Source organism: Pseudoalteromonas sp. T1lg23B (genome assembly GCF_002964665.1).
Taxonomy (GTDB): domain Bacteria; phylum Pseudomonadota; class Gammaproteobacteria; order Enterobacterales; family Alteromonadaceae; genus Pseudoalteromonas.
In genome coordinates, this window is the sequence record NZ_PQBZ01000030.1 from 276,605 (window position 1) to 297,519 (window position 20,915).

Annotated in this window: 14 protein-coding genes and 1 pseudogene; 12 read left to right on the plus strand and 3 right to left on the minus strand. The window is 42.2% G+C overall.

The genetic code is table 11. From position 1 onward, the window contains the following. Position 1: 1 nt before the first annotated feature. Positions 2–667 (minus strand): hypothetical protein, encoded by a 666-nt coding sequence (locus tag C2M32_RS07975; RefSeq protein WP_105167921.1) that lies wholly within the window; start codon positions 665–667, stop codon positions 2–4. Between the two features lie 377 nt (positions 668–1,044). On the opposite strand from C2M32_RS07975, the gene C2M32_RS07985 reads away from it, so the two are divergent. Beyond that, complete coding sequence (locus C2M32_RS07985; RefSeq protein ID WP_105167923.1) at positions 1,045–2,130, plus strand: AI-2E family transporter; 1,086 nt, start codon at positions 1,045–1,047, stop codon at positions 2,128–2,130. Positions 2,131–2,151: 21 nt separating this feature from the next. Here C2M32_RS07985 and C2M32_RS07990 read toward each other — a convergent pair whose 3' ends face one another. After that, positions 2,152–3,183 (minus strand): LacI family DNA-binding transcriptional regulator, encoded by a 1,032-nt coding sequence (locus C2M32_RS07990; RefSeq protein WP_105167924.1) that lies wholly within the window; start codon positions 3,181–3,183, stop codon positions 2,152–2,154. 298 nt (positions 3,184–3,481) lie between these two features. Between C2M32_RS07990 and pgi the strand changes: the two genes are divergently transcribed. The 11 genes and pseudogenes from pgi (at position 3,482) to C2M32_RS08045 (ending at position 20,223) form a co-directional block, all read left to right on the plus strand. Further along, complete coding sequence (gene pgi, locus C2M32_RS07995) at positions 3,482–5,122, plus strand: glucose-6-phosphate isomerase (protein ID WP_105167925.1); 1,641 nt, start codon at positions 3,482–3,484, stop codon at positions 5,120–5,122. A gap of 355 nt (positions 5,123–5,477) precedes the next feature. Then, entirely contained in the window at positions 5,478–6,950 is a 1,473-nt protein-coding gene (gene zwf, locus C2M32_RS08000) for a glucose-6-phosphate dehydrogenase (RefSeq protein WP_105167926.1), read from the plus strand. Further along, entirely contained in the window at positions 6,950–7,657 is a 708-nt protein-coding gene (gene pgl, locus C2M32_RS08005) for a 6-phosphogluconolactonase (protein ID WP_105167927.1), read from the plus strand. Before zwf ends, pgl begins: the two co-directional genes overlap by 1 nt. A 613-nt stretch (positions 7,658–8,270) precedes the next feature. Continuing rightward, entirely contained in the window at positions 8,271–10,925 is a 2,655-nt protein-coding gene (locus C2M32_RS08010; protein ID WP_105167928.1) for a TonB-dependent receptor, read from the plus strand. A gap of 57 nt (positions 10,926–10,982) precedes the next feature. Continuing rightward, positions 10,983–12,506, plus strand: a complete 1,524-nt coding sequence (locus C2M32_RS08015; RefSeq protein ID WP_105167929.1) for a tryptophan halogenase family protein — start codon at positions 10,983–10,985, stop codon at positions 12,504–12,506. Between the two features lie 273 nt (positions 12,507–12,779). Then, positions 12,780–13,490: a SapC family protein gene (locus tag C2M32_RS08020; protein WP_105167930.1), complete on the plus strand. Its 711-nt coding sequence runs from the start codon at positions 12,780–12,782 to the stop codon at positions 13,488–13,490. Between the two features lie 139 nt (positions 13,491–13,629). Beyond that, positions 13,630–14,664 (plus strand): isoaspartyl peptidase/L-asparaginase family protein, encoded by a 1,035-nt coding sequence (locus C2M32_RS08025; RefSeq protein ID WP_105167931.1) that lies wholly within the window; start codon positions 13,630–13,632, stop codon positions 14,662–14,664. Positions 14,665–14,732: 68 nt separating this feature from the next. Next, the gene (locus tag C2M32_RS08030; protein WP_105167932.1) at positions 14,733–15,161 is read left to right on the plus strand and encodes a CBS domain-containing protein; all 429 of its coding nucleotides are present in this window, start codon (positions 14,733–14,735) and stop codon (positions 15,159–15,161) included. A 405-nt stretch (positions 15,162–15,566) separates the two neighbouring features. After that, positions 15,567–19,450 (plus strand): annotated as a pseudogene (gene hrpA / locus C2M32_RS08035) (ATP-dependent RNA helicase HrpA). An 88-nt stretch (positions 19,451–19,538) separates the two neighbouring features. Further along, complete coding sequence (locus C2M32_RS08040; protein WP_070986943.1) at positions 19,539–19,922, plus strand: response regulator; 384 nt, start codon at positions 19,539–19,541, stop codon at positions 19,920–19,922. 10 nt (positions 19,923–19,932) lie between these two features. Next, positions 19,933–20,223, plus strand: coding sequence for a PilZ domain-containing protein (locus C2M32_RS08045; protein WP_105167933.1), 291 nt, complete (start codon positions 19,933–19,935; stop codon positions 20,221–20,223). A 19-nt stretch (positions 20,224–20,242) separates the two neighbouring features. On the opposite strand, the gene C2M32_RS08050 is transcribed toward C2M32_RS08045, so the two are convergent. Next, positions 20,243–20,716, minus strand: a complete 474-nt coding sequence (locus C2M32_RS08050) for a hypothetical protein (protein WP_105167934.1) — start codon at positions 20,714–20,716, stop codon at positions 20,243–20,245. Positions 20,717–20,915 lie beyond the last annotated feature (199 nt).

Genomic DNA, 20,915 nt, shown 5'->3' on the forward strand with positions numbered 1-20,915 from the left:
ATTATTCCTTCTTAATACCATCACCGTATTTTAGTCGAGCAAGATCATATTCATCGCTGCTGGTACGGTTTTCTTTTTCACACATTAAATAAAAATCTTTTATTGTGACCCCATCAACGGAGGTGATGTTCAATTCTGCCTGCAAAAAACTAATAACTTTGTGTACAGCTTTATGTGCGTGCAATATGAGCGCTTTGTCAGCCGAATCTCCGCGCTCAAAATAGAAGCCAATAAATTTATGTAATTGATTGATCCTGAGGAGACTCTTCATGCTATGTGGATCCCAGATATTGAATCCAAGAAAGCGATTATCTCTCATGTATTTATCAACTTTCACATTCTTAGCTACAGGGAAGGCCCAAAGTTCAAAGCCTCTTTCCGTGAATACCTGATGCAGGGATACCTGAGGCTTGTCATCGCAAAAGATCACACCGTGATCATCTTCATAACCACCGAGTAGTTCTAAATTCCAATTTCGCTTATCAAGTACTCTTTTTACAGCATTGTCAAAACCATGATGTAATATTCCCTCAGTTTCACTAATTGATGATGCAACCATGTGATAGAAAGGGGGAAGTTCACCCCAATTAATCTGCTTTTTATACCAATTTATTTCTTTGAGAGTAGGGTTTGTAGGCAATATAGCCTTGCTATTTGCTCTGGACATGGCAAGCAATACTCCAATTCTATTTCTATATAAAAGAATAAACCATTGTTTGATGTCAGGCCATAGTATAAGGCTTTTAAGTTGATTTAGCTTAGTGCTAACATATGGCTTTGTCGGTATGGGAATTATCCAGTTGGGAGTTTAAAACGTGGGCGCAAAGACTCTAGTTAAGGTGGACCTGTCTACATATCAATGCCCTCAATTGTTTGTACAGTTTAAGTGGCACCTGCGCCAAGCTCAACAATCAGATGCTAAAGTTCAGTTTTATTATCATCAAGAACAAGATATTAGTGATATAGTCCGTTATCTGGATCAACATCAATATTCATATATGCACTGTAATGGTGCTCAGCCATCCATAGAGGTTAGCATTAACCATGTTTGACTTAGTAAAAGCTTGGTACAAAAATAAGTTTTCAGACCCTCATTCCGTTACGTTACTGTTGTTGTTGATTGCATCAGTTGCCGTACTATATTTTTTTGGACCTTTTGTTGTGCCTGTGTTAGTTGCTCTGGTGATAGCATATCTACTAGATTGGCCTGTAACGAGACTACAGCGATTTGTACCTAGTAGGGTGCTGGCAACCACATTGGTTATCTTGCTTTTTGTCGGGCTGTGTCTTGCAATGTTGCTGGGCATTGTGCCGGTTTTGTGGCATCAGTTGAGTAACCTGCTACAAGAAAGCCCACACATGATTGAGCAAGGTAAAGCATTCTTGTTACATCTGCCCGAAGATTACCCCACGCTGATTTCTACGGATCAAGTGCGTACTTTAGTGACTAGCGTTGAGTCAAAGGCTTTTGAGCTCGGTCAAATGCTCGTGTCGGTATCTTTAACATCTTTAAAAGACGCAGTGGCGTGGCTTATTTACCTTATTCTTGTACCATTGTTAGTGTTCTTTATGCTGAAAGATAAAGTTGTGCTGACGCGTGGTATCGAGAGTTTAATCCCAAAAGAAAGACGCTTAATCAGCCAAGTTTGGTCAGAAATGGATCACCAAATTATGAATTACATTCGTGGCAAAGTGTTTGAAATCGGGATTGTTGGAGGGGCGAGTTTCATTGCTTTTTCAATATTAGATTTACGCTATTCCGCTTTGTTAGGGGCGCTCGTTGGTTTGTCGGTGCTTATCCCTTTTGTTGGTGCAGCATTGGTGACGATTCCTGTAGCAGCAGTTGCGATGTTCCAGTTCGGAGTTGAGGCACAGTTTTGGACCGTGATTATTGTCTATGGGATTATTCAAGCTTTGGATGGTAACGTTTTAGTACCGCTCCTTTTTTCAGAAGCAGTGGACCTGAATCCTGTTTATATCATTGTGGCCGTGTTGTTTTTTGGTGGATTATGGGGGTTCTGGGGAGTCTTTTTCGCTATCCCGCTCGCGTCTTTGGTTAAAGCATTAGCTAATGCTTGGTCAAACAAACGCGAAGATTCTGAAATTAAAGAAGAAAAAGGCACTGTTTAGTGCCTTTTTCATTGCGTTAGCCTATTTCGCTGGCCCAGTACTTTCTCGGATAACGATACTGGGCGTAAAGGTGGTTTTTATATCTTTGTCTTGCTTTCTTGAGCCTCTCGCTTTGCTAAATAACAGCCTAGCGGCATGTTCTGAAATCACATCATTCGCCTGGTGTGCAGTAGTGAGTTTTGGCCATGTTTGACGCGAGAAAGGAGAGTCCTCAAATCCTGTGATAGAAAGTTCTGAAGGAATATCGATATTCATTAATCTGGCTGCAAACAGCGCACCTGCAGCCACCTCATCGTTACCACCTAAAATGGCTGTGATCTTATTTGGGTTGCCGTTTTTCAAGAGTTCTTTAGCGCCATTGACACCAGATTCGAATGAGTAGCTACCTTCATATAACAGGTCATCACTGGACTCGATATGATGATCTTGCAACGCTTGATGATATCCTGCCAGTCGCTCTGAGGTCGATTTATGTTCTTTATCCCCAAGGACAAAGGCGATGCGCTTGTGCCCTAATGAGATTAAGTGCTCGGTGATCTCATATGCCGCCGCGAAGTCATTGACTAAAATACAGTTGTTCCGTTCTGAAATGTCACTTTCGCGCCCTGAGAGTAATCGCACATACTGCACACCTAACTCGTCAAGCATATCGATAATACTTTGTTGTTCTGATAAGGGAGGAGTGAGTACTAGGCCTGCAAGACGAGACCGCTTGATCATTGTCTTGAATTCATCTTGCATATTATCATCAAGGTAGCTGCACGGGTGAATGACCAATTCGTAGCCCTCATCTTTACAGCGAGAGAGCACACCATTTTGCATGTCAATAACATAGTAAGCGTTGGGGTTGTCGTACACGAGCCCGATAGCAAATGAGGAAGTGCCAGCCAGATTTCGTGCAGCAATGTTAGGTTGATAATTCAACTCATTTACTGCACTCATTACTAAATCATAGGTTTTTTTACGAACCGAAGGTTCTTTATTGATCACCCGTGAGACGGTCTTCATTGAAACACCGGCTAACTTAGCGACATCATTAATGGTGACTTTCATTTTTTTGTTCTTTTATGTACGAGAGCATGTAGTTCGCTCAAAATTCATTAAATGATCATGTGAGTAGCTTAGTCTATCTAATCTAAAACAAAAATAGCAGTACAAATATCACAAATAAATGAATGATACCGGTGTCAAAAACATAAAATTGCGTTATTATCCACATTGTAGAATTGGAAATTAGATAATTGACAGCGTTGTCATTCTGGCATATTGTGAACGCTGGAAATAATCTTTTGCTTGTTGAAACAGCCTTTTAAGGTGAACAATAAGCTGTTTACTATGTAGAGGAATGAGTATGAGTTGCCGCAGTGAATTGAGTAGTTGGAAAGCTTTAGAGCAGTCAGCAACAAAATTAAAGCAACAGCACCTAAAAACCTTATTTGCACAAGATTCGGCGCGTTTCGCCAAATTTTCATGTCAAATTCCGGGGGTTTTATTTGACTACTCAAAGCAACTTATTGATGAGAGTGTATTTTCTCAGCTTATTTCACTAGCAGAGCAAACTGATATAGCAACGTGGCGAAGTAAAATGTTTAGTGGAGAAAAAATAAACTTCACTGAACAGCGAGCTGTATTGCACGTAGCGCTTAGAAATAGAGCAAACTCACCCATTATGGTAGATGGGGAAGACGTAATGCCCTTGGTTAACCATGAATTGGCAAAAATGAAAGCGTTCACTGATAAAGTACGTGGTGGTCAATGGTTAGGGTATACGCAAAAATCGGTTAAAGACGTTGTGGCAATCGGAGTCGGCGGTTCAAATCTCGGCCCTCAAATGGTCACCGAAGCGTTGAAAAATTACGCAGACGATACGCTTAACGTACATTATGTTTCTAATGTTGATGGTGTACAGTTAGCGGGGGTGTTAAAAGATTTGAACCCAGAAACAACTTTGTTTGTGGTTTCTTCAAAAACATTTACGACCTCTGAGACGATGACTAATGCACGCTCGGCTGTAAAATGGTTTGTGGCGCATGCGCAACAGCAAGAAGCAATTGCAAAACATTTTGTCGCGGTCAGTACAAATTTAGAAAAAACCCGTGAATTCGGAATTGCGGACGATAATGTGTTCACGATGTGGGATTGGGTTGGCGGTCGTTTCTCTTTGTGGAGCGCCATAGGCTTGCCTATTGCGTTGTATGTAGGATTTGACCGCTTTATTGAGGTGTTAGAAGGCGCGTTTGAGATTGATGAGCATTTCAAAAGTGCCTCGTTCGATAAAAATATTCCGCTCATAATGGCTTTACTAAGCGTATGGAATAGTAGCTTTTTGGGTCATACCGCTCAGGCGATTCTACCTTATGATCAGGCACTACATATGCTGCCCGCTTATTTGCAACAAGGTGAAATGGAAAGTAACGGTAAACATGTTACTTTCTCTGGTGATACAGTGCCGTATACCACTGTACCATTGATCTGGGGTATGACGGGAATTAATGGTCAGCACGCGTTTTATCAGTACTTACATCAGGGTAATACTATAGTTCCAGCTGACTTTATAGCGTCGCTTAAACCACAAGTCGCGATGGGCCAGCATCACGATATTTTATTATCAAACTTCTTTGCACAAACAGAAGCGATGATGAGTGGCGTTGATGCGCAACAGGTTCGAGCTGATTTGGCTGCCAAAGGTAAAACGCCTGAAGAGATTGAGCAATTACTTGCTCATAAAATACATCAAGGTAACAGACCAACAACATCAATCTTATTAGATATTGTTGATGCAAAAGCAGTAGGCCGACTCATTGCGTTATATGAACACAAAATCTTCTGTCAGGGCATATTATTGCAGATATGTTCATTTGACCAATGGGGTGTGGAGCTGGGTAAAGGCTTGGCATCAGCCATTGAATCTGAGCTGACAAGTGAAGGGGTGACTAACCCTCATGATAGCTCTACGGCAGGTTTGATTAGATATTATAAAAATAATCGATAATTGAAATAAATTCGCTTTCCTTGTGAAAGCAACCAGTTCACTCAATGTGAAAAATATACCTTTGAACGGGTAGCGCTGGAGTTCTTAGGGCCTGTATTTTTGTGAGAGGAATTACAGTGCCCCTAAGGCTCATTTATCAGGCTGAGCATTTCTTTATCAGCCACTCCTGATGAGGCAATTTGGATTTTAGGATTGCTGCCTGACTTCACAGTTGAACTGTTACAATCGAATTCATAACCGCTAAAATGCGAATAGTCTGGTAGGCTAGGAATATGGCATGACCAGACATTAACAACAAATGCGCAGACAGTGAACAGGACTGTTTTGCTGCGCTTAACCTTGTAGAGAGTAATTTATGCTTAATCCTTTTGATATTGTAATTTTTGGTGGGGGCGGAGACTTAGCACTACGCAAGCTATTGCCTGCAATGTATCGCGCATATCAAGAAGGTAATCTACCCGAGGGCTCTCGTATTTTGCCGACTGTTCGCGAAGAAAGTAAACAACAAGAATATATCGAGACAGCACAACAGGCACTGAAGTCATTCTTGGGTGACGGGGAATTTAACAATCGTGATTGGAAAGCATTTTCTCAATATTTAGTCCCTGTGGTCATCAATGTTACTGAAGCCGATGGACATTGGGATGAGTTGCGGGCACTTTTGCAGCAAGATGCAGAGGATAAATCTCGAGTATTCTACTTATCTCTTCCACCTGCGGTTTACGGCACTTGTTGTGAAATCCTATCAAAGAAAAAGCTCATTAGCGCAACATCGCGAGTTGTCGTTGAAAAGCCCATTGGTTACTGTGGTGAATCAGCGGAGGAAATTAATGGCAAGATTGCACAGTATTTTGCTGAAGAACAGATTTTCCGCATTGACCACTATTTAGGTAAAGAGACTGTACAGAATTTAATGGCGTTAAGATTCTCAAATGCACTGTTTGAGAACTTATGGGACGCTAAATCAATTGATAATATCCAAATTAGTATCTCTGAGACTGTCGGTCTTGAATCACGTGCTGGCTTCTACGACAAAGCAGGTGCACTGCGTGATATGGTGCAAAACCACTTACTACAACTCTTATGTTTAGTTGCGATGGAATCTCCGCACAAACTGAATGCCAATAGTATCCGTGCGGAGAAGTTAAAGGTATTGGAAGCACTACGTCCACTAGTGGGTGAACAGGTAGATGATAACATCGTGCGTGGTCAATACGTGCCCGGAGAGCTAGGTGGTAAAATGGTGCCTGGCTATTTAGAAGAACTAGGTGAAGGTTCAAGTAAAACCGAAACTTTTGTCGCAATTCGAGCGCACATTGATAACTGGCGTTGGGCTGGTGTGCCATTTTACCTTAGAACCGGTAAACGCATGAAAAAGCGCTGCGCTGAAATTGTCGTTGAGTATAAGCGTGTTTCGCACAATGTTTATGACGAGTCGGTGGGAGCAATTCAACCAAACCGCCTTGTTATTCGTTTGCAGCCAGAGGAGACTATCCAGTTAACTCTGATGTCTAAACGTATGGATAATTTGAATATGGAGCTGCAACCCGTTACGTTGAATATTGAACTTAGTCAGCAATACGGCTCTAGTTTTCACTCAGATGCATACAAGCGCTTAATGTTAGATGCCGCAGCTGATAATCCAGCTCTATTTATCCACCGTGACGAAGTTCGTCAGGCATGGCAATGGATTGATCCGATTATCGAACGTTGGCAAAGTAAAGGGACACCGGCGCTTTATCGTGCGGGTTCATGGGGCCCTGAAGATGCCGATGAGTTGCTACAAGAAAATAACCATGCGTGGTTTAATGTTGGAGAACAAGCTTAATGGCGAACATAACAGAGCGATTTTTTGACTCAAAAGAACAACTAAGTAATGCGTTGGCCAGTTTGCTTGAAGCGGGTCTTGTGACTGGAATTGAACAAAAAGGCAACGCGGTTCTTATGGTATCGGGTGGTTCTTCACCTGCACCAGCATATCGACACTTATCGGAGCTCCCATTAGCATGGGATAAAATCTCTGTTGCTATGGTAGATGAACGCTGGGTTGATGCTGATCACGAAAAATCGAACGAAGCCTTTATCAAATCTACGTTGTTACAAAACTATGGTGCAAAAGCTAACTTTGTCACCATGAAAAATTCTGCTGCAACTGCACAAGCCGGGCAGGAGGAATGTGAACAAGCCTATCGAGAACTTGGCAAAGCCGATGTTACGATTTTAGGAATGGGTCCTGATGGTCACACAGCCTCTTTATTCCCTCATGCTGATGGGTTAGAACACGGCCTGAATACAGCGGATATTGTGTGTGCAATTAATGCCAAACAAAGTGAAGTAACGGGTAGTATTACTGAACGTATGACCTTGACTTTAAATGGAATCGCAAACTCGCAACAAGTTGTTCTACTGATCAGTGGCGATGAAAAGCGTGCGATGTATGAGCAAGCCAAGCAATCAGGTTCAGAATTAGACATTCCATTAAGAGCTGTATTGAACCACTCAGATATTAATTTAACTGTTTTTTGGTGTCCCTGAATTAGATAGCGATAAAATAACGGGTTCAAGGTACTGGTGATACAGTACCTTGACACTTCAATTAACACCAACGTAGCCTTTACTTCCTATCGTTTTATCCCCAAATAGATCTAATAGTTAGCATTTTTGATGAGCTAGCTGTACATAACGAGCGTTATCCTTATTAAACCTTGTCATAGCCGTGCTTTTCTAAGCGATTAACCTAGACATAAGATGCATGAAAATCTATAATGACAGCGTTGTCATTTTGCGTATTATTACCCTTGAACACTTCTGCCAAAGTTTCTCTACGCTCATGCAACTATTCTCTATGGTTATAATAATGCCACTTAAAGTTACTAACTTGTCTAACAGAGTTATTTTTGTCCCTAAAAAGTGTTTTTTCATGCTATATTCTATCTAGAATTTGTAACAAAGCATAACACTGGTAAATTAATATCGTTTAAAATCAATGTTTTAGTTTTATTGTTGAATATTTTTTGATTAATTCGACAAAAAAGATGTAGCGGATTTGTAATTTACGGTGTATGGTTTGTTATTAGATGACAGCGTTGTCATCATCACTGGGCAGAAGTGATTAAAAAATCCAACAAAATGATTCAAGGGGAATCCTGTGTTAGCTAATAATTTTAAAAAAAGCTTACTAGCAGTTAATGTCGGACTTGTACTAAGTGCAGGTGTATCTGGCATGGCTTATGCTGCTGATGAAAACCAAGTTAAAGAAGATGTTGAAGTGATTGAAGTGCGCGGTCTTCGCGCCTCAAACAAAGCCAACATTAACGCAAAACGTTTTTCAAATGCCGTTGTTGATGCAGTAACTGCTGAAGATATCGGTAAATTTCCTGATTCTGACGTAGGTCAAGCTTTGGGTCGTGTACCTGGGATCACGGTTGGCCGCTCATTTGGTCAAGGTGGTTCAGTATCGATTCGTGGTACTGACCCTCGCATGACATTGACAACGCTGAACGGACAAAACGTTGCGTCAACAGGTTGGTACGATCAGCTTAATATCGACCGCTCTTTCAACTACTCAATGCTACCTGCAGAACTGATTGGTGGCATGGAAGTGTACAAATCAACACAAGCAAATATTGTTGAAGGTGGTATTGGTGGTACGGTAATCGTCAAGACTCGCAAGCCATTGGATTTAGAAGCAAACACAGTTTTCGCTTCGGTAAAAGGTGAGTATGGCTCACTGAACGAAAATGTAGCGCCTGATCTTTCTGCATTGTATAGCTGGAAGAACGAAGATGAGACATTTGGTATCTTAGTTTCAGGTGCATACGTAGACCGTGAATATTTACGTCAAGGTACTGAAGCTGACTTAGATTGGGGGCTTCGCTCTTCAATCCAGCCATCAAGCTTCTTACAAGATCAAGAGCGCACGGCAATTGATGCAACACTACAATATCGCCCGAATGATCGTTTTGAAGTGGGCGCGCATATTATGACCCTAGAGCTTGGTGCTGACAGTATTGGTGCAAACATGTACATCAATACCGACACCGACTGGGGTGAAGGTGATTCGTTCTGTCAAAAATTCAATGGTGCTGGTGTATGTACATTGAGTGTGACGCCTGAAGAGCAAGCATCTCGTGTCTTCTTCCAAAACTGGGCTCGTAAAGGTGAAATGACTTCTGATACTTTCGAACTCAATGCGAAGTACGAAGGCGAAGGCTATGTGATCAGCGCGGTAGCGGGTAACACCAAGGCTGAAGGTGGTACTCAAATGAGTGCAAACTTCGGTTACGGTTGGTGGGGTGATAACTTCCATCAAGTGAAGTGGGCCGGTACAGTTGATGCGCAGGGCAAACAGATCAAAGTGAATGGCCGTGATATGGGTTTCACGCGTGATCAATTAGACAGCACAGTTGGTACATCTACTTGGACCGGTATCAAAGGTCCAAACTCAGATGAAGAAACTTATGCTCAAATCGACTTAGACTTAGACTTGGATCTGGGTGCAATCAACAAATTTGAAGCGGGTATCCGTGTTACTGACCACGAATTTGTGAAGTCAGAGTACCGTGCTGTATATGTTGATGATGTTGCGGATCGAAATGTGTTCAATACGGAAGACCTTTACAGCGGTACAATGCCACTTGGTTATGACGGTTGGACAATTCCGAAAGCTAACTTGGATGCGATGATCAACAGCACAATCTCTTTAGTTGATGAGTTTGTTTATAGCCGTCCAGCGTATGGCAAGATTGAAGAAGATAACTTCTCAGCTTATGCGATGTTTGGCTTTGATGCAGATGGCATTCGCGGTAACTTCGGTGTTCGTTACATCAGTACTGACGTAACTTCTAGTGGCCACGTCATCGATAACTCGCCAGCTGATAACCTTGCTGTAAACGCAGGTTGGAGCAGTGCGGTTAAGTCTGTGGAAGGTGAATACAGCGACGTATTACCAAGTGTGAATATTTCGTTTGACCTGTCTCTAGACATGATCTTACGTTTCTCCGCGGGTCAAGCGATTACGCGTCCAAACTACGATACGCTATTCTTATCTAGTTCAAGTGGCTACCCAGATGACCGTGATTTCAATGAGCAGATCACTTATGGTAACCCTGCGCTAAAACCAATGAAGTCGTCACAAGCTGACTTGAGTTTAGAGTACTACTACGGTGACGGTAACTTAGTATCAGCAACATACTTTATCAAAGATATCAGTAACTTCATCGTTGCAACAACACAATTTGATCAGCAGATTGGCGTTATCAACAACGATATTCCAGAGCCAGCAGATACATGGACTGTGAATAACTATAAGAATGCCGGTGGCGGTGAAATCGAGGGTATTGAGTTCCAGATTAACCACGCATTCGATAATGGCTTTGGTGTAAATGCTAACTATACGTATACAGATGCACAAGCACCTGCAGAAGTGTATACAGATAACTTAAGCTTGTTCACTGAGTCATCAAAACACAGTGCTAACTTGGTTGGTTACTGGGAAAATGACGAGTTTTCTGCTCGTGCAGCCTACAACTGGCGTTCAGAGTATATGATCCGTGAGTATGGCTACTACTATGGTAACCGCATGCATGATGATTTTGGTACGCTAGATGTTACACTTGGCTGGAACGTAACCGAGAACATCACCACGACTCTCGAAATCGTTAACCTTACAGAGGAAGATGATGTTCAATACGGTGCAGCTGGGGTAAACAGTGATGTTAAAGCGGCATTAAAAGATAACTTCCCTACATGGTCTTTCCGTGGTGAAACGACTTATAAGTTAGGCGTTAGCTTCCGTTACTAATTCAGTAAAATGAAGTTCATAAGCCCAGCTTAGCTGGGCTTTTTTGTGGGTAAAAATATGAAAATTAAACGTATTGCAATCCTAGGTGGAGGCACAGCAGGGTGGCTCAGTGCAAATCACATTGGTCATGCGCTTAGCCACCTGAGCGATGTCGAAATAACAGTCATAGAATCAGCAACGATAGATGCGATTGGCGTCGGTGAAGGGACTGTGCCTTATATTCAAAATAGTCTAAAACGTTTTGGTATCTCGGAGGCGGAATTTCTCGTTAAGTGTGACGCAACGTTTAAACAAGGAATTAAATTTGTCGACTGGTTGAATCCTGATACTCATGGCTCCAATTATTATTACCACCCATTTGACGAGCCTTTTGCACAAGGCTATGACATCACAAACTATTTATTAAGTGAACGGATTAAATTTGAAAATGTAGGGATTCAGGCGCAAATATGTGAACTTGGGTTAGCGCCCAAACAGAAAAGTGATGTGGAGTATCAAGGCAGCCTGGCCTATGCCTACCATTTTGATGCGGCAAAATTTGCTGCGTTGTTGGCTAGTAACGCAAAGGAGAAGTTTTTTGTAAAACACCAGTTCGCCACAATAGTTGATGCGAAATGTGATGAACAAGGGAATATTGTAAGCCTTGTGGATGAGCAAGGTCAGCAGTTTGAGTTTGATTTTTACTTGGACTGTAGTGGCTTTAGCGCATTACTTACAGATAAAGTACTTAAAGTCCCTTTTGTTGATAAAAGCGAAGAACTTCTGGTAGACACCGCACTTGTAAAACAAATACCTCTGGACGAAAACGCGCAATTGCCTCCATATACTACAGCAACGGCACACAAAGCAGGTTGGATATGGGATATTCCTCTAACAACTCGCCGTGGCACAGGATTTGTGTATGCAAGCCAGTATATGAGCGAGGAAGAGGCTAGGGCCAATTACGCGGATTATCTAAATATTCCAGTAGCTGATCTGAGTGTACGTAAACTGGATATGAAAGTCGGTTTTAGAGAGCTATGTTGGTCCAAAAACTGTGTTTCCTTCGGTCTAGCGCAAGGTTTTGTGGAGCCTTTAGAAGCGACATCCATCCTGTTGACTGATTTTTGCGCCGAGCTGTTAGCCAAGAACTTTCCCAGAAGCATTGAAGAAAGTAACACGATGAGCACGTATTTTAACGATGTCATGAAATATGTTTGGGAAAGAACGACTGATTTTATCAAGCTTCATTATTGTATTTCAGACAGGGTTGATTCGGATTTCTGGCAGGCAAACAGAGATATGTCAGCGAGTTCTTCTGAGCTCAAACAGCGTTTATGTAAGTTTAAATTCAGAGCTCCAACTCAGTCAGATTTTTTCAGTCGTTTTGATTTGTTTGATCACAAAAACTTCTTATATGTTCTCTATGGCATGGAGTTTAATACCGAAGTCAAGGAGTTATCCGACACTGAAAAGCAAATGAGCCAGCAGCTATTGGCGCAAAATGCTCAAATGATCAGTAACGCAAAAGAACGATTACTAGGTCATCGTCGTTGGCTAGAAGCGTTAAAATCTGCATACCAAAAGATACATGGTGAATAATTTGTGTCTCAAATGAGGCATTAACTAAGCAGGTATCTCGCGGCTTTAAGAACGAGATATTCGCTGAAGTAATGTCTTAGTATGAACTTAGATACACTATGGTTTTCATAATGGGCTGTTATATAAGTAGTTGTGTATCACGTTCTGACGAGTTGTTTTAGGTTTACAAAAGCAGGGTTAATTATATGTCAGTTTTCGCTTCCAATTTGTGCCCAAAACCTTTAGCCTTAGGGCCACAAAAGTAATAATTACGTAAATGAATGGAGTAGTATTATGGCGGAGCAACAAGTGCAGCCTTTACACAACGAGAAGCATGCCAACACTAAAGTACAAAATGGCATCAATGTTGAATTTCTTAAATCACAGCACTTAATCCCAGTAGTAGCGCATGAGTTCGCACGTGTTGCAACTGAATTTCCAATGGCGTTTGTAAAGAACAACGAAACTGGTCAATTCCAAGCTGTTGCTATGTTCGGCTTAGAGCCAGGTGAGAACTTATTTGTTGAAGATGGTAAATGGACAGCTGGTTTTGCACCGTTAGCTGTTACTCGTTACCCATTTGGCTTAGTTAAGCACCCTGAAGGCGATCAGTACGGTATTGTTATTGATGAAGCGAGTTCACTGGTGAGTGAAGAACAAGGTAACGCTTTGTTTGAAGACGGTAAAGAAACAGAATATTTAACACGCCGTAAAGAAGCTTTGGTTAACTTTATTGAGTTCTCTCGTGTTACTGAAACTTTCACACAATACCTTGCAGACAAAGAGCTATTGATCCCACAAACTTTGACAGTGGAAATCAAGGGTGAGAAGAAAGACATCAACGGTATTCACCTTGTTGATGAGCGTAAACTAAACGAACTAAGTGATGAAGAGTATTTAGAGTTACGCAAGCGTGGCTATCTAGCGCCTATCTTCGCTTTCTTAACGTCAACACATCAGGTTGCACGTTTAGCGCGCTTAAAAGCAAAGCGCTCTGAAGCATAATCATTAATAAATGATAACGTTAAAAAGCACCTTAGGGTGCTTTTTTTATGCCAGAAAATAAAATCGTGTGTCGTTAATCGCGTTTAGTTGCAAGTGCTCACGTTGCATTGCATTTTGAGGTTTTAATGGGGGAAACAACATGAAAAATAAACCGATATTAATAGCAATATTGGGGCTTCTGTTAGCCACAAGCAACCAGACAATAGCGCAAACTAAGCCCATCGCCATCGCTATTCACGGTGGCGCAGGGACCATAGACAAAAGTCGTTTTAGTCAACAACAAGAAGCGGCATACAGAGCTAAGCTTGCAGAGGCGGTTGAAGCTGGCTACGCGGTATTGGAAAGCGGAGGACAAAGTCTCGACGCCATAACTACCGCGATTAATATACTCGAAAATTCTGAATTCTTTAATGCAGGCAAAGGAGCCGTGTACACCTACGAAGGGCAGCATGAGTTAGATGCCTCCATCATGGATGGCAGGGATCGGCAAGCGGGGGCTGTGGCTGGAGTTAAGCATATAAAAAATCCAATAAACTTAGCTCGCAAAGTAATGACGGACTCTGTACATGTGATGCTCAGTGGAGAAGGCGCTGAACAGTTTGCAAAGCAGCAGGGTTTCAAGTTAATAGATAATAGCTATTTTGATACACCACATCGTTTTGAAGCGCTACAAAAGGCCAAACAAAAGCTTGATGCTGCACAAAAGCAAGATAAGTCCTATCAAGCTGCACACCGCGCTTTGCCAAACGAATTTAAAATGGGGACGGTTGGTGCAGTTGCATTGGACAAGCAAGGTAACTTAGCGGCAGGGACTTCTACAGGAGGAATGACAGCGAAGCGTTTTGGTCGCATTGGAGATTCTCCAGTAATTGGTGCAGGTACTTTTGCGGATAATCGCTCTTGCGCGGTATCAGCCACAGGTCATGGCGAGTACTTTATTCGCTACAGCGTCGCCAGCGATATTTGCGCACGCGTGCAGTATCAAAATCAGTCAATTGACGAGGCTGGTAACGAGGTTATTCACAATGTGCTTGCGCCTATAGGTGGGACAGGAGGCGTCATCATTGTTGATACTAAAGGCAATATCAATATGCCATTTAATACCAAAGGAATGTATCGAGCGAGCAAATCAGATACTCAGCCAACCTATGTGGGAATCTTTAAAAAGGATTGAAAAACAGGCAATTCCATACACGCCAGCTATAGTTAAGATGCTGGCGTTTTTATATGGAGCAAATAATTATGCAATCAATTAAAGTGGCGGACTATTTAAATCATCGCCCCGTTACCTTTTCTGTAGAAATGAGAGTTGAATCAGCAGTGGAGAAGCTGCTACAAAGTGGCCAACCTGGGGGGCCAGTTATTGATACAAACAAGCGAGTAGTGGGTTTTTTATCCGAACAAGACTGCTTAAGAAAAATGCTCGAAGCAACCTATCAAAATGAATCTCACAGCGTGGTAGGAGATGTGATGACGGCGAATCCTGTCTGTGTAAAACCTGAAGATAGCATTGTGCAGATAGCCGATAAAATGACAGTTAATAAGCCCAAACTGTACCCTGTAATCGATGATGATGGACGTCTGCTTGGTGTGATCAGTCGTGCTAACGTACTGTTAGCATTGGACAAGCACTTACATGATACCTATTTATCTGGGCATAGGTATGTATAAAGTTACTGACGGGAGTTAAAGATTTAAAACTACTCACTTAGCTAACCGTATTGCTTACTAAATTTTTGATAGGCGCTCAATGATTCAAACTATCCTATTGAGCGTTTAAAAATCTTCATTCTTTAATCACTGCGTACTTCTAAAATTTAACGCTGTTTCATTATCTAGATCACCTTTTCTGATACCTGAATAAACCATAAGTTGTGAATACTAAGCAATTTTGTACTAGGTATATCTTGGTGATAATAACAACTTAACCAAGTTCATAGAACAAAGAGAGTGAGTGCTATCCACCAGTGTTTCTTAACATACGAAGGGATATATTATTACGCCTAGAGCATAGGCTCAGCGAACGTCTTTTGATACACTACGCGCTCTTAAATTTACGATGATAGGTAATGTGTAGTGAGTGTAGGACCACTGTTTGCTGAGCTAAAGTCTTGTCTAAAGAAAGATCAGTTTCTCCTTAAAAAACGTTTGCATGGTGCGAATAAAATTACAGATGCGAACAAGCAAAGCAAAGTGGTTGCTTCGATTGAACAGGCAATTCAAAAAAGCCAAACGTTAAAAATACAACGCACTGAGCAACTACCTAAAGTGAGTTATCCAGAACAGCTTCCTGTTAGCCAGAAAAAAGATGACATTAAAGCTGCAATTGAACAGCATCAAGTGGTTATTGTTGCAGGTGAAACGGGGTCAGGTAAGACTACGCAGTTACCCAAAATATGCCTAGAGCTTGGCAGAGGCGTTGATGGTTACATCGGTCATACTCAGCCCAGAAGGCTAGCGGCACGCAGTGTAGCCAATCGTATTGCTGAAGAACTTGAATGTGAGCTGGGCCAGCAGGTTGGCTTTAAGATCCGCTTTAGTGATCAAGTGTCAGACAATACCTATGTTAAGTTGATGACTGATGGTATTTTGTTAGCAGAAATACAGCAAGATCGTTATTTAAATCAATATGATACTATCATCATTGATGAAGCGCACGAACGCAGTTTAAACATCGACTTTATTTTGGGTTATTTGAAAAATTTATTGCCCAAGCGTCCCGATCTTAAAGTGATCATTACATCAGCAACCATAGACCCAGAGCGTTTTTCTAAGCACTTTAACAATGCGCCTATCATTGAAGTGTCGGGTCGAACATATCCCGTTGAAGTGAGATATAGACCCATTCTTGACACGGCATCTGATGATAGCGAAGCGCAAAGCGATCAGTTGCAGGGCATCTTTGATGCGGTTGATGAGCTGTGTGCCGAAGGGCCCGGTGACATCCTCATTTTTATGAATGGTGAACGTGAAATTAGGGATACAGCAGAAGCCCTCGATAAGCGTAACCTCAAAGGGGTAGAAGTACTTCCCTTGTATGCGCGCTTATCAAATGCCGAGCAAAACCGTATTTTTGCCCCACACAGTCAACGTCGTATTGTTTTGTCGACTAATGTGGCAGAAACCTCACTTACGGTTCCTGGGATCAGATATGTTATTGACCCGGGTACGGCAAGAATTAGTCGTTATAGCTATCGAACAAAAGTACAAAGGTTACCGATAGAGGCAATTTCTCAGGCCAGTGCGAATCAAAGAAAAGGCCGCTGTGGGCGTGTTGAAGCGGGGGTTTGTATTCGATTGTATTCGGAAGATGACTTTGTGTCCCGACCAGAATTTACGGACCCAGAAATTCTACGTACAAATTTAGCGTCAGTTATTCTACAAATGCTGGGCTTAGGGCTGGGTGACATTTCACAGTTTCCGTTTGTACAAGCGCCGGACAGTCGTAATATTAATGATGGTATTGCGTTGCTCGAAGAGCTGGAGGCGGTGCATCCGAGTAAGCGCCGCCAAAGTACCCAATTAACGCCATCTGGACGTACGCTCAGCCGTCTACCTATTGACCCTCGCTTAGCGAAAATGGTGTTTACAGCAGACAAGCTGGGCGCGCTAAGAGAAGTGATCGTCATAGTCGCAGCATTATCTATTCAAGACCCTCGCGAACGGCCACAAGAAAAACGAGGTGCGGCGGATGAGAAACATGCTCGTTTTGAACATCCCGATTCAGACTTTGTTGCTTACTTGAATCTATGGTATTACATCGAACAGCAGCAACAAGACCTTACGCGCGCGCAGTTTCGCAAACTATGTCAAAAAGATTTTCTTGCCTACATGCGTATTCGAGAGTGGCAAGATATTGTTTACCAACTAAGCACCATCTGTGAAGAAATGAACATGCAATTGAGTGATAACCCAGCTGATTTGGACAATGTTCATCAAGCTTTGCTCAGTGGAATGCTCAGCCACATAGGCGCTAAAGATGAGAAGCAACATTATAAAGGCGCACGCAACAGTCAGTTCCATATATTCCCAGGCTCAAGTTTATTCAAGAAAAGTCCGAAATGGTTAATGTCAGCGGAGCTAGTTGAAACCAGTAAGTTGTATGCCAGAGTCAACGCTAAAATAGATGTGAATTGGATAGCGCCTTTGGCGCAACATGTGGTCAAACGCAGCTTTAGCGAGCCACACTGGGAGAAAAAACCAGGTTGTATCATAGCTTTTGAGCAGCAAACGTTATTTGGTTTGATCATTGTCGCGCGCAAGCGCACCGTGTATAGCCAAATTGAGCCCGTGTTATGTCGAGAGTTATTTATCAAAGAAGCGTTGGTGGCACAGCAGCTTGGCCAAAATGAAGCATTTTTGCAGCATAATCAGTCTTTAATTGATGACATTCATGTGCTGGAGCAAAAGGCACGACGTCGTGACATTCTCGTCGATGAACAAACGTTGTTTGAATTCTATGATCAGCGTATACCCAAAGACGTATGCACCCGCGCTGGTTTTAATCATTGGTGGAAAAGTCAAAAGCAAAAAGACAAGCGCTTTTTACACATGAGCCGTGAGCAGTTGATGCAGCACGACGCGCAGCAAATCACCGAGTTTGATTACCCTGATGTATGGCACCAAGGTAATCTGATGTTACCTCTTGAATATCATTTCGAGCCGGGCCAGCCCGTGGATGGGGTGATGGTAAATATACCGCTGGCGTTGTTAAACCAAGTTAATGAGCAAGGCTTTATTGGCATGTACCAGCTTTTCGACATGAATTGATCTGTGGTTTGATCAAAAGCTTGCCCAAGAATCTTCGCCGTAATTTTGTGCCTGCACCAAACTATGCTGATGCGGTACTGGCAAGTTTAGAGCCCATGCAAGGTACTTTACTTGATGCCTTAGCAATGCGCCTATTGCGTATGACAGGGGTTAAAGTTGAGCAAGAGGATTGGGATCTAAGTGCGCTTGAACCTCATTTAAAAATACAGTTTCAGGTAATTGGCGATGATGGCAAAGTCATAGCTCATGGTTTTGACTTACAAGCACTGAAAGATAAATTGCAAGGCCGTGTATCTGATACACTTTCACAGGTCGCAGAAGCAGGGATTGAGCAACAAGATATTACCCAGTGGCAATTTGGTGAACTACCCAAAGAATACACTAAGAAACAGGGTAGCTATGAAATTAAAGCCTTCCCAGCTTTAGTAGATAAAAAAGCTAGCACCGCAATAGAGCTATTCGATAGCTCTATCAAAGCAGAAGTTGCGCATCAAAAAGGTATCCGTCGTTTGGTGTTGCTAAATGTTCCTTCACCCATTAAATACCTACAACAGCACTTACCAAACAAAGCAAAACTGGGCTTGTACTTTAATCCATTTGGGAAAGTACAGGATCTCATCGATGACTGCATAGCCGCCGGTGTTGATCTGCTATTAGCTCAGCATTCTGACATTCGTGATGAACAAAGTTTTGAACAAGCAAAAGAGCGTATCCGTGGTGAGCTTGGCGACACGGTGGTGCGCATTGCGACACAGGTCGAGCAGGTATTAAGCATTGCTCACGCTATTAATAAACGTATGAAAGGGCGCGTGGATCTAACTATGATCACAGCCCACGGAGACATTAAATCGCAGTTAGAAACGCTTATTTTCAAAGGTTTTGTAAGTGAACACGGAGCAGACAAATTACCCGATTTACTGCGCTATATGAAAGCGATAGAAAAGCGACTAGAGAAGCTACCGGTTGACCCAAACCGTGACCGCTTGTGTGTGCTTGAGCTTGAGAAAGTAGCACAGGCATATCAAAAAGTGGTCACACGTATTCCAAAAGGACACCCTTTGCCTGATAATGTACAGAGTATCTTTTGGATGCAGCAGGAACTTCGAGTTTCGTTGTTTGCACAAACACTCGGTACGCCATATCCAATCTCCGCGAAGCGGGTGATGAATGCAATAAAGGACTGCGAATAATTGCTTAATAAGCTTGCAATTTACTCTAAGCCAATTACCTTATTAGAAGGAAAAGTTTTTGGATTTTGAAAAGGAAGTGACATCAACTATGTCCACTCGCAAAAAAGGGAATAACACGCCGCATGTACTTGTGGTAGACGATGAGTATTTTAACTATGAAATGCTCAGTATGGCTTTGTCTGATGCGTTTAAGCTTAGTTATGCAGACTCGGGAAAGAGCTGTTTATCCAATGCGATAGCTCATAAGCCCGATGCAATTTTGCTTGATGTGTGCATGCCAGGCCTTGATGGGTACGACACGTGTCGTATGTTAAAAAATACTCCAGAAACTAAAGATATTCCTGTTGTGATGGTATCTGGCTTAGAGTCAGAACAAGAGCAACAAGCTGGCTATGAAGCCGGTTGTGATGCTTACGTGATCAAACCATTTGCCATCCAATCCTTATTAGAAAAACTAAAATCAATGGTATAAGGGGATAGCGATGTTGCATGAAGATAAGCGCAGGTTTATGCGTATGTTGATCAATGCTCAAGCCAGATTGACGATCTTGGAGACGGGTTTGACGTTTGAAGGCAAATGCCATGACTTAAGTGCAACGGGATTGTCAATTGAAGTCAGTGAGCCCATTGAACCCAATACCATGATGGAAGTTCACATTAATTCCACTAGTGACTCAATTCCGCCATTGAATGCACATGCTAACGTGGTGCGTTGTGCTCAAGATCAAGATGGCACATATATATTAGGCTTGGAAATTACTCAGTTTAACTGACGACTAACTACAAAATGCCTTACTTTGCAGTAACTGTGAGCTTAGCGCAGTGTGCTCGGTATTGTTCTTGGAATGTTAGGTTTTGTCCGTGTTCATGCTTAAAATCAAGGCCGACCATGACGCGATCGTCAGGGCATAGATATGTTTGATGTAACTTAAACTTGCTTTGCCAACTAGATACTTGAATATCTTCAAGGTCGATATGAATACCGCCAATGTAGCTGCTCAGCTCTTGCTCCTTTTTACGTAGCTTTTCAACAATCTTAAGAGCCTCTTGATCGCTTGTTTTGAGTCGTTCAATGATCTTAGCAATAGTTTGCTCTTTTAATGCTTTTTTAACGCTGTCTTCGGTATGCTCGACTACGAACTGATATATGCCAAGGCTGGTCAGTAGAGTGACAATCAAAACCACAAATGCAAGTGCACCTATCGCTTGATTTCTGGCCGTATCGGCCTTTTCTTTAATTAGTAATTGGATCTCTGGGGCTATCATAACTCACTCCTTTTGGTTTCACAGCTGGTATAGCTTTGGGCCGAAAAAGCTATCGTTGAATGCAAATATAGAACAGCTATTTCTTATCGCCACTTTATCAATAGGTAAATATGACGCAAATACGGTCGTACACATGATCGTAAGAAAACGCTTCTATAGAGTGATGAGATTTGGGAAGACTGGAGACCGCAAAGGCGTG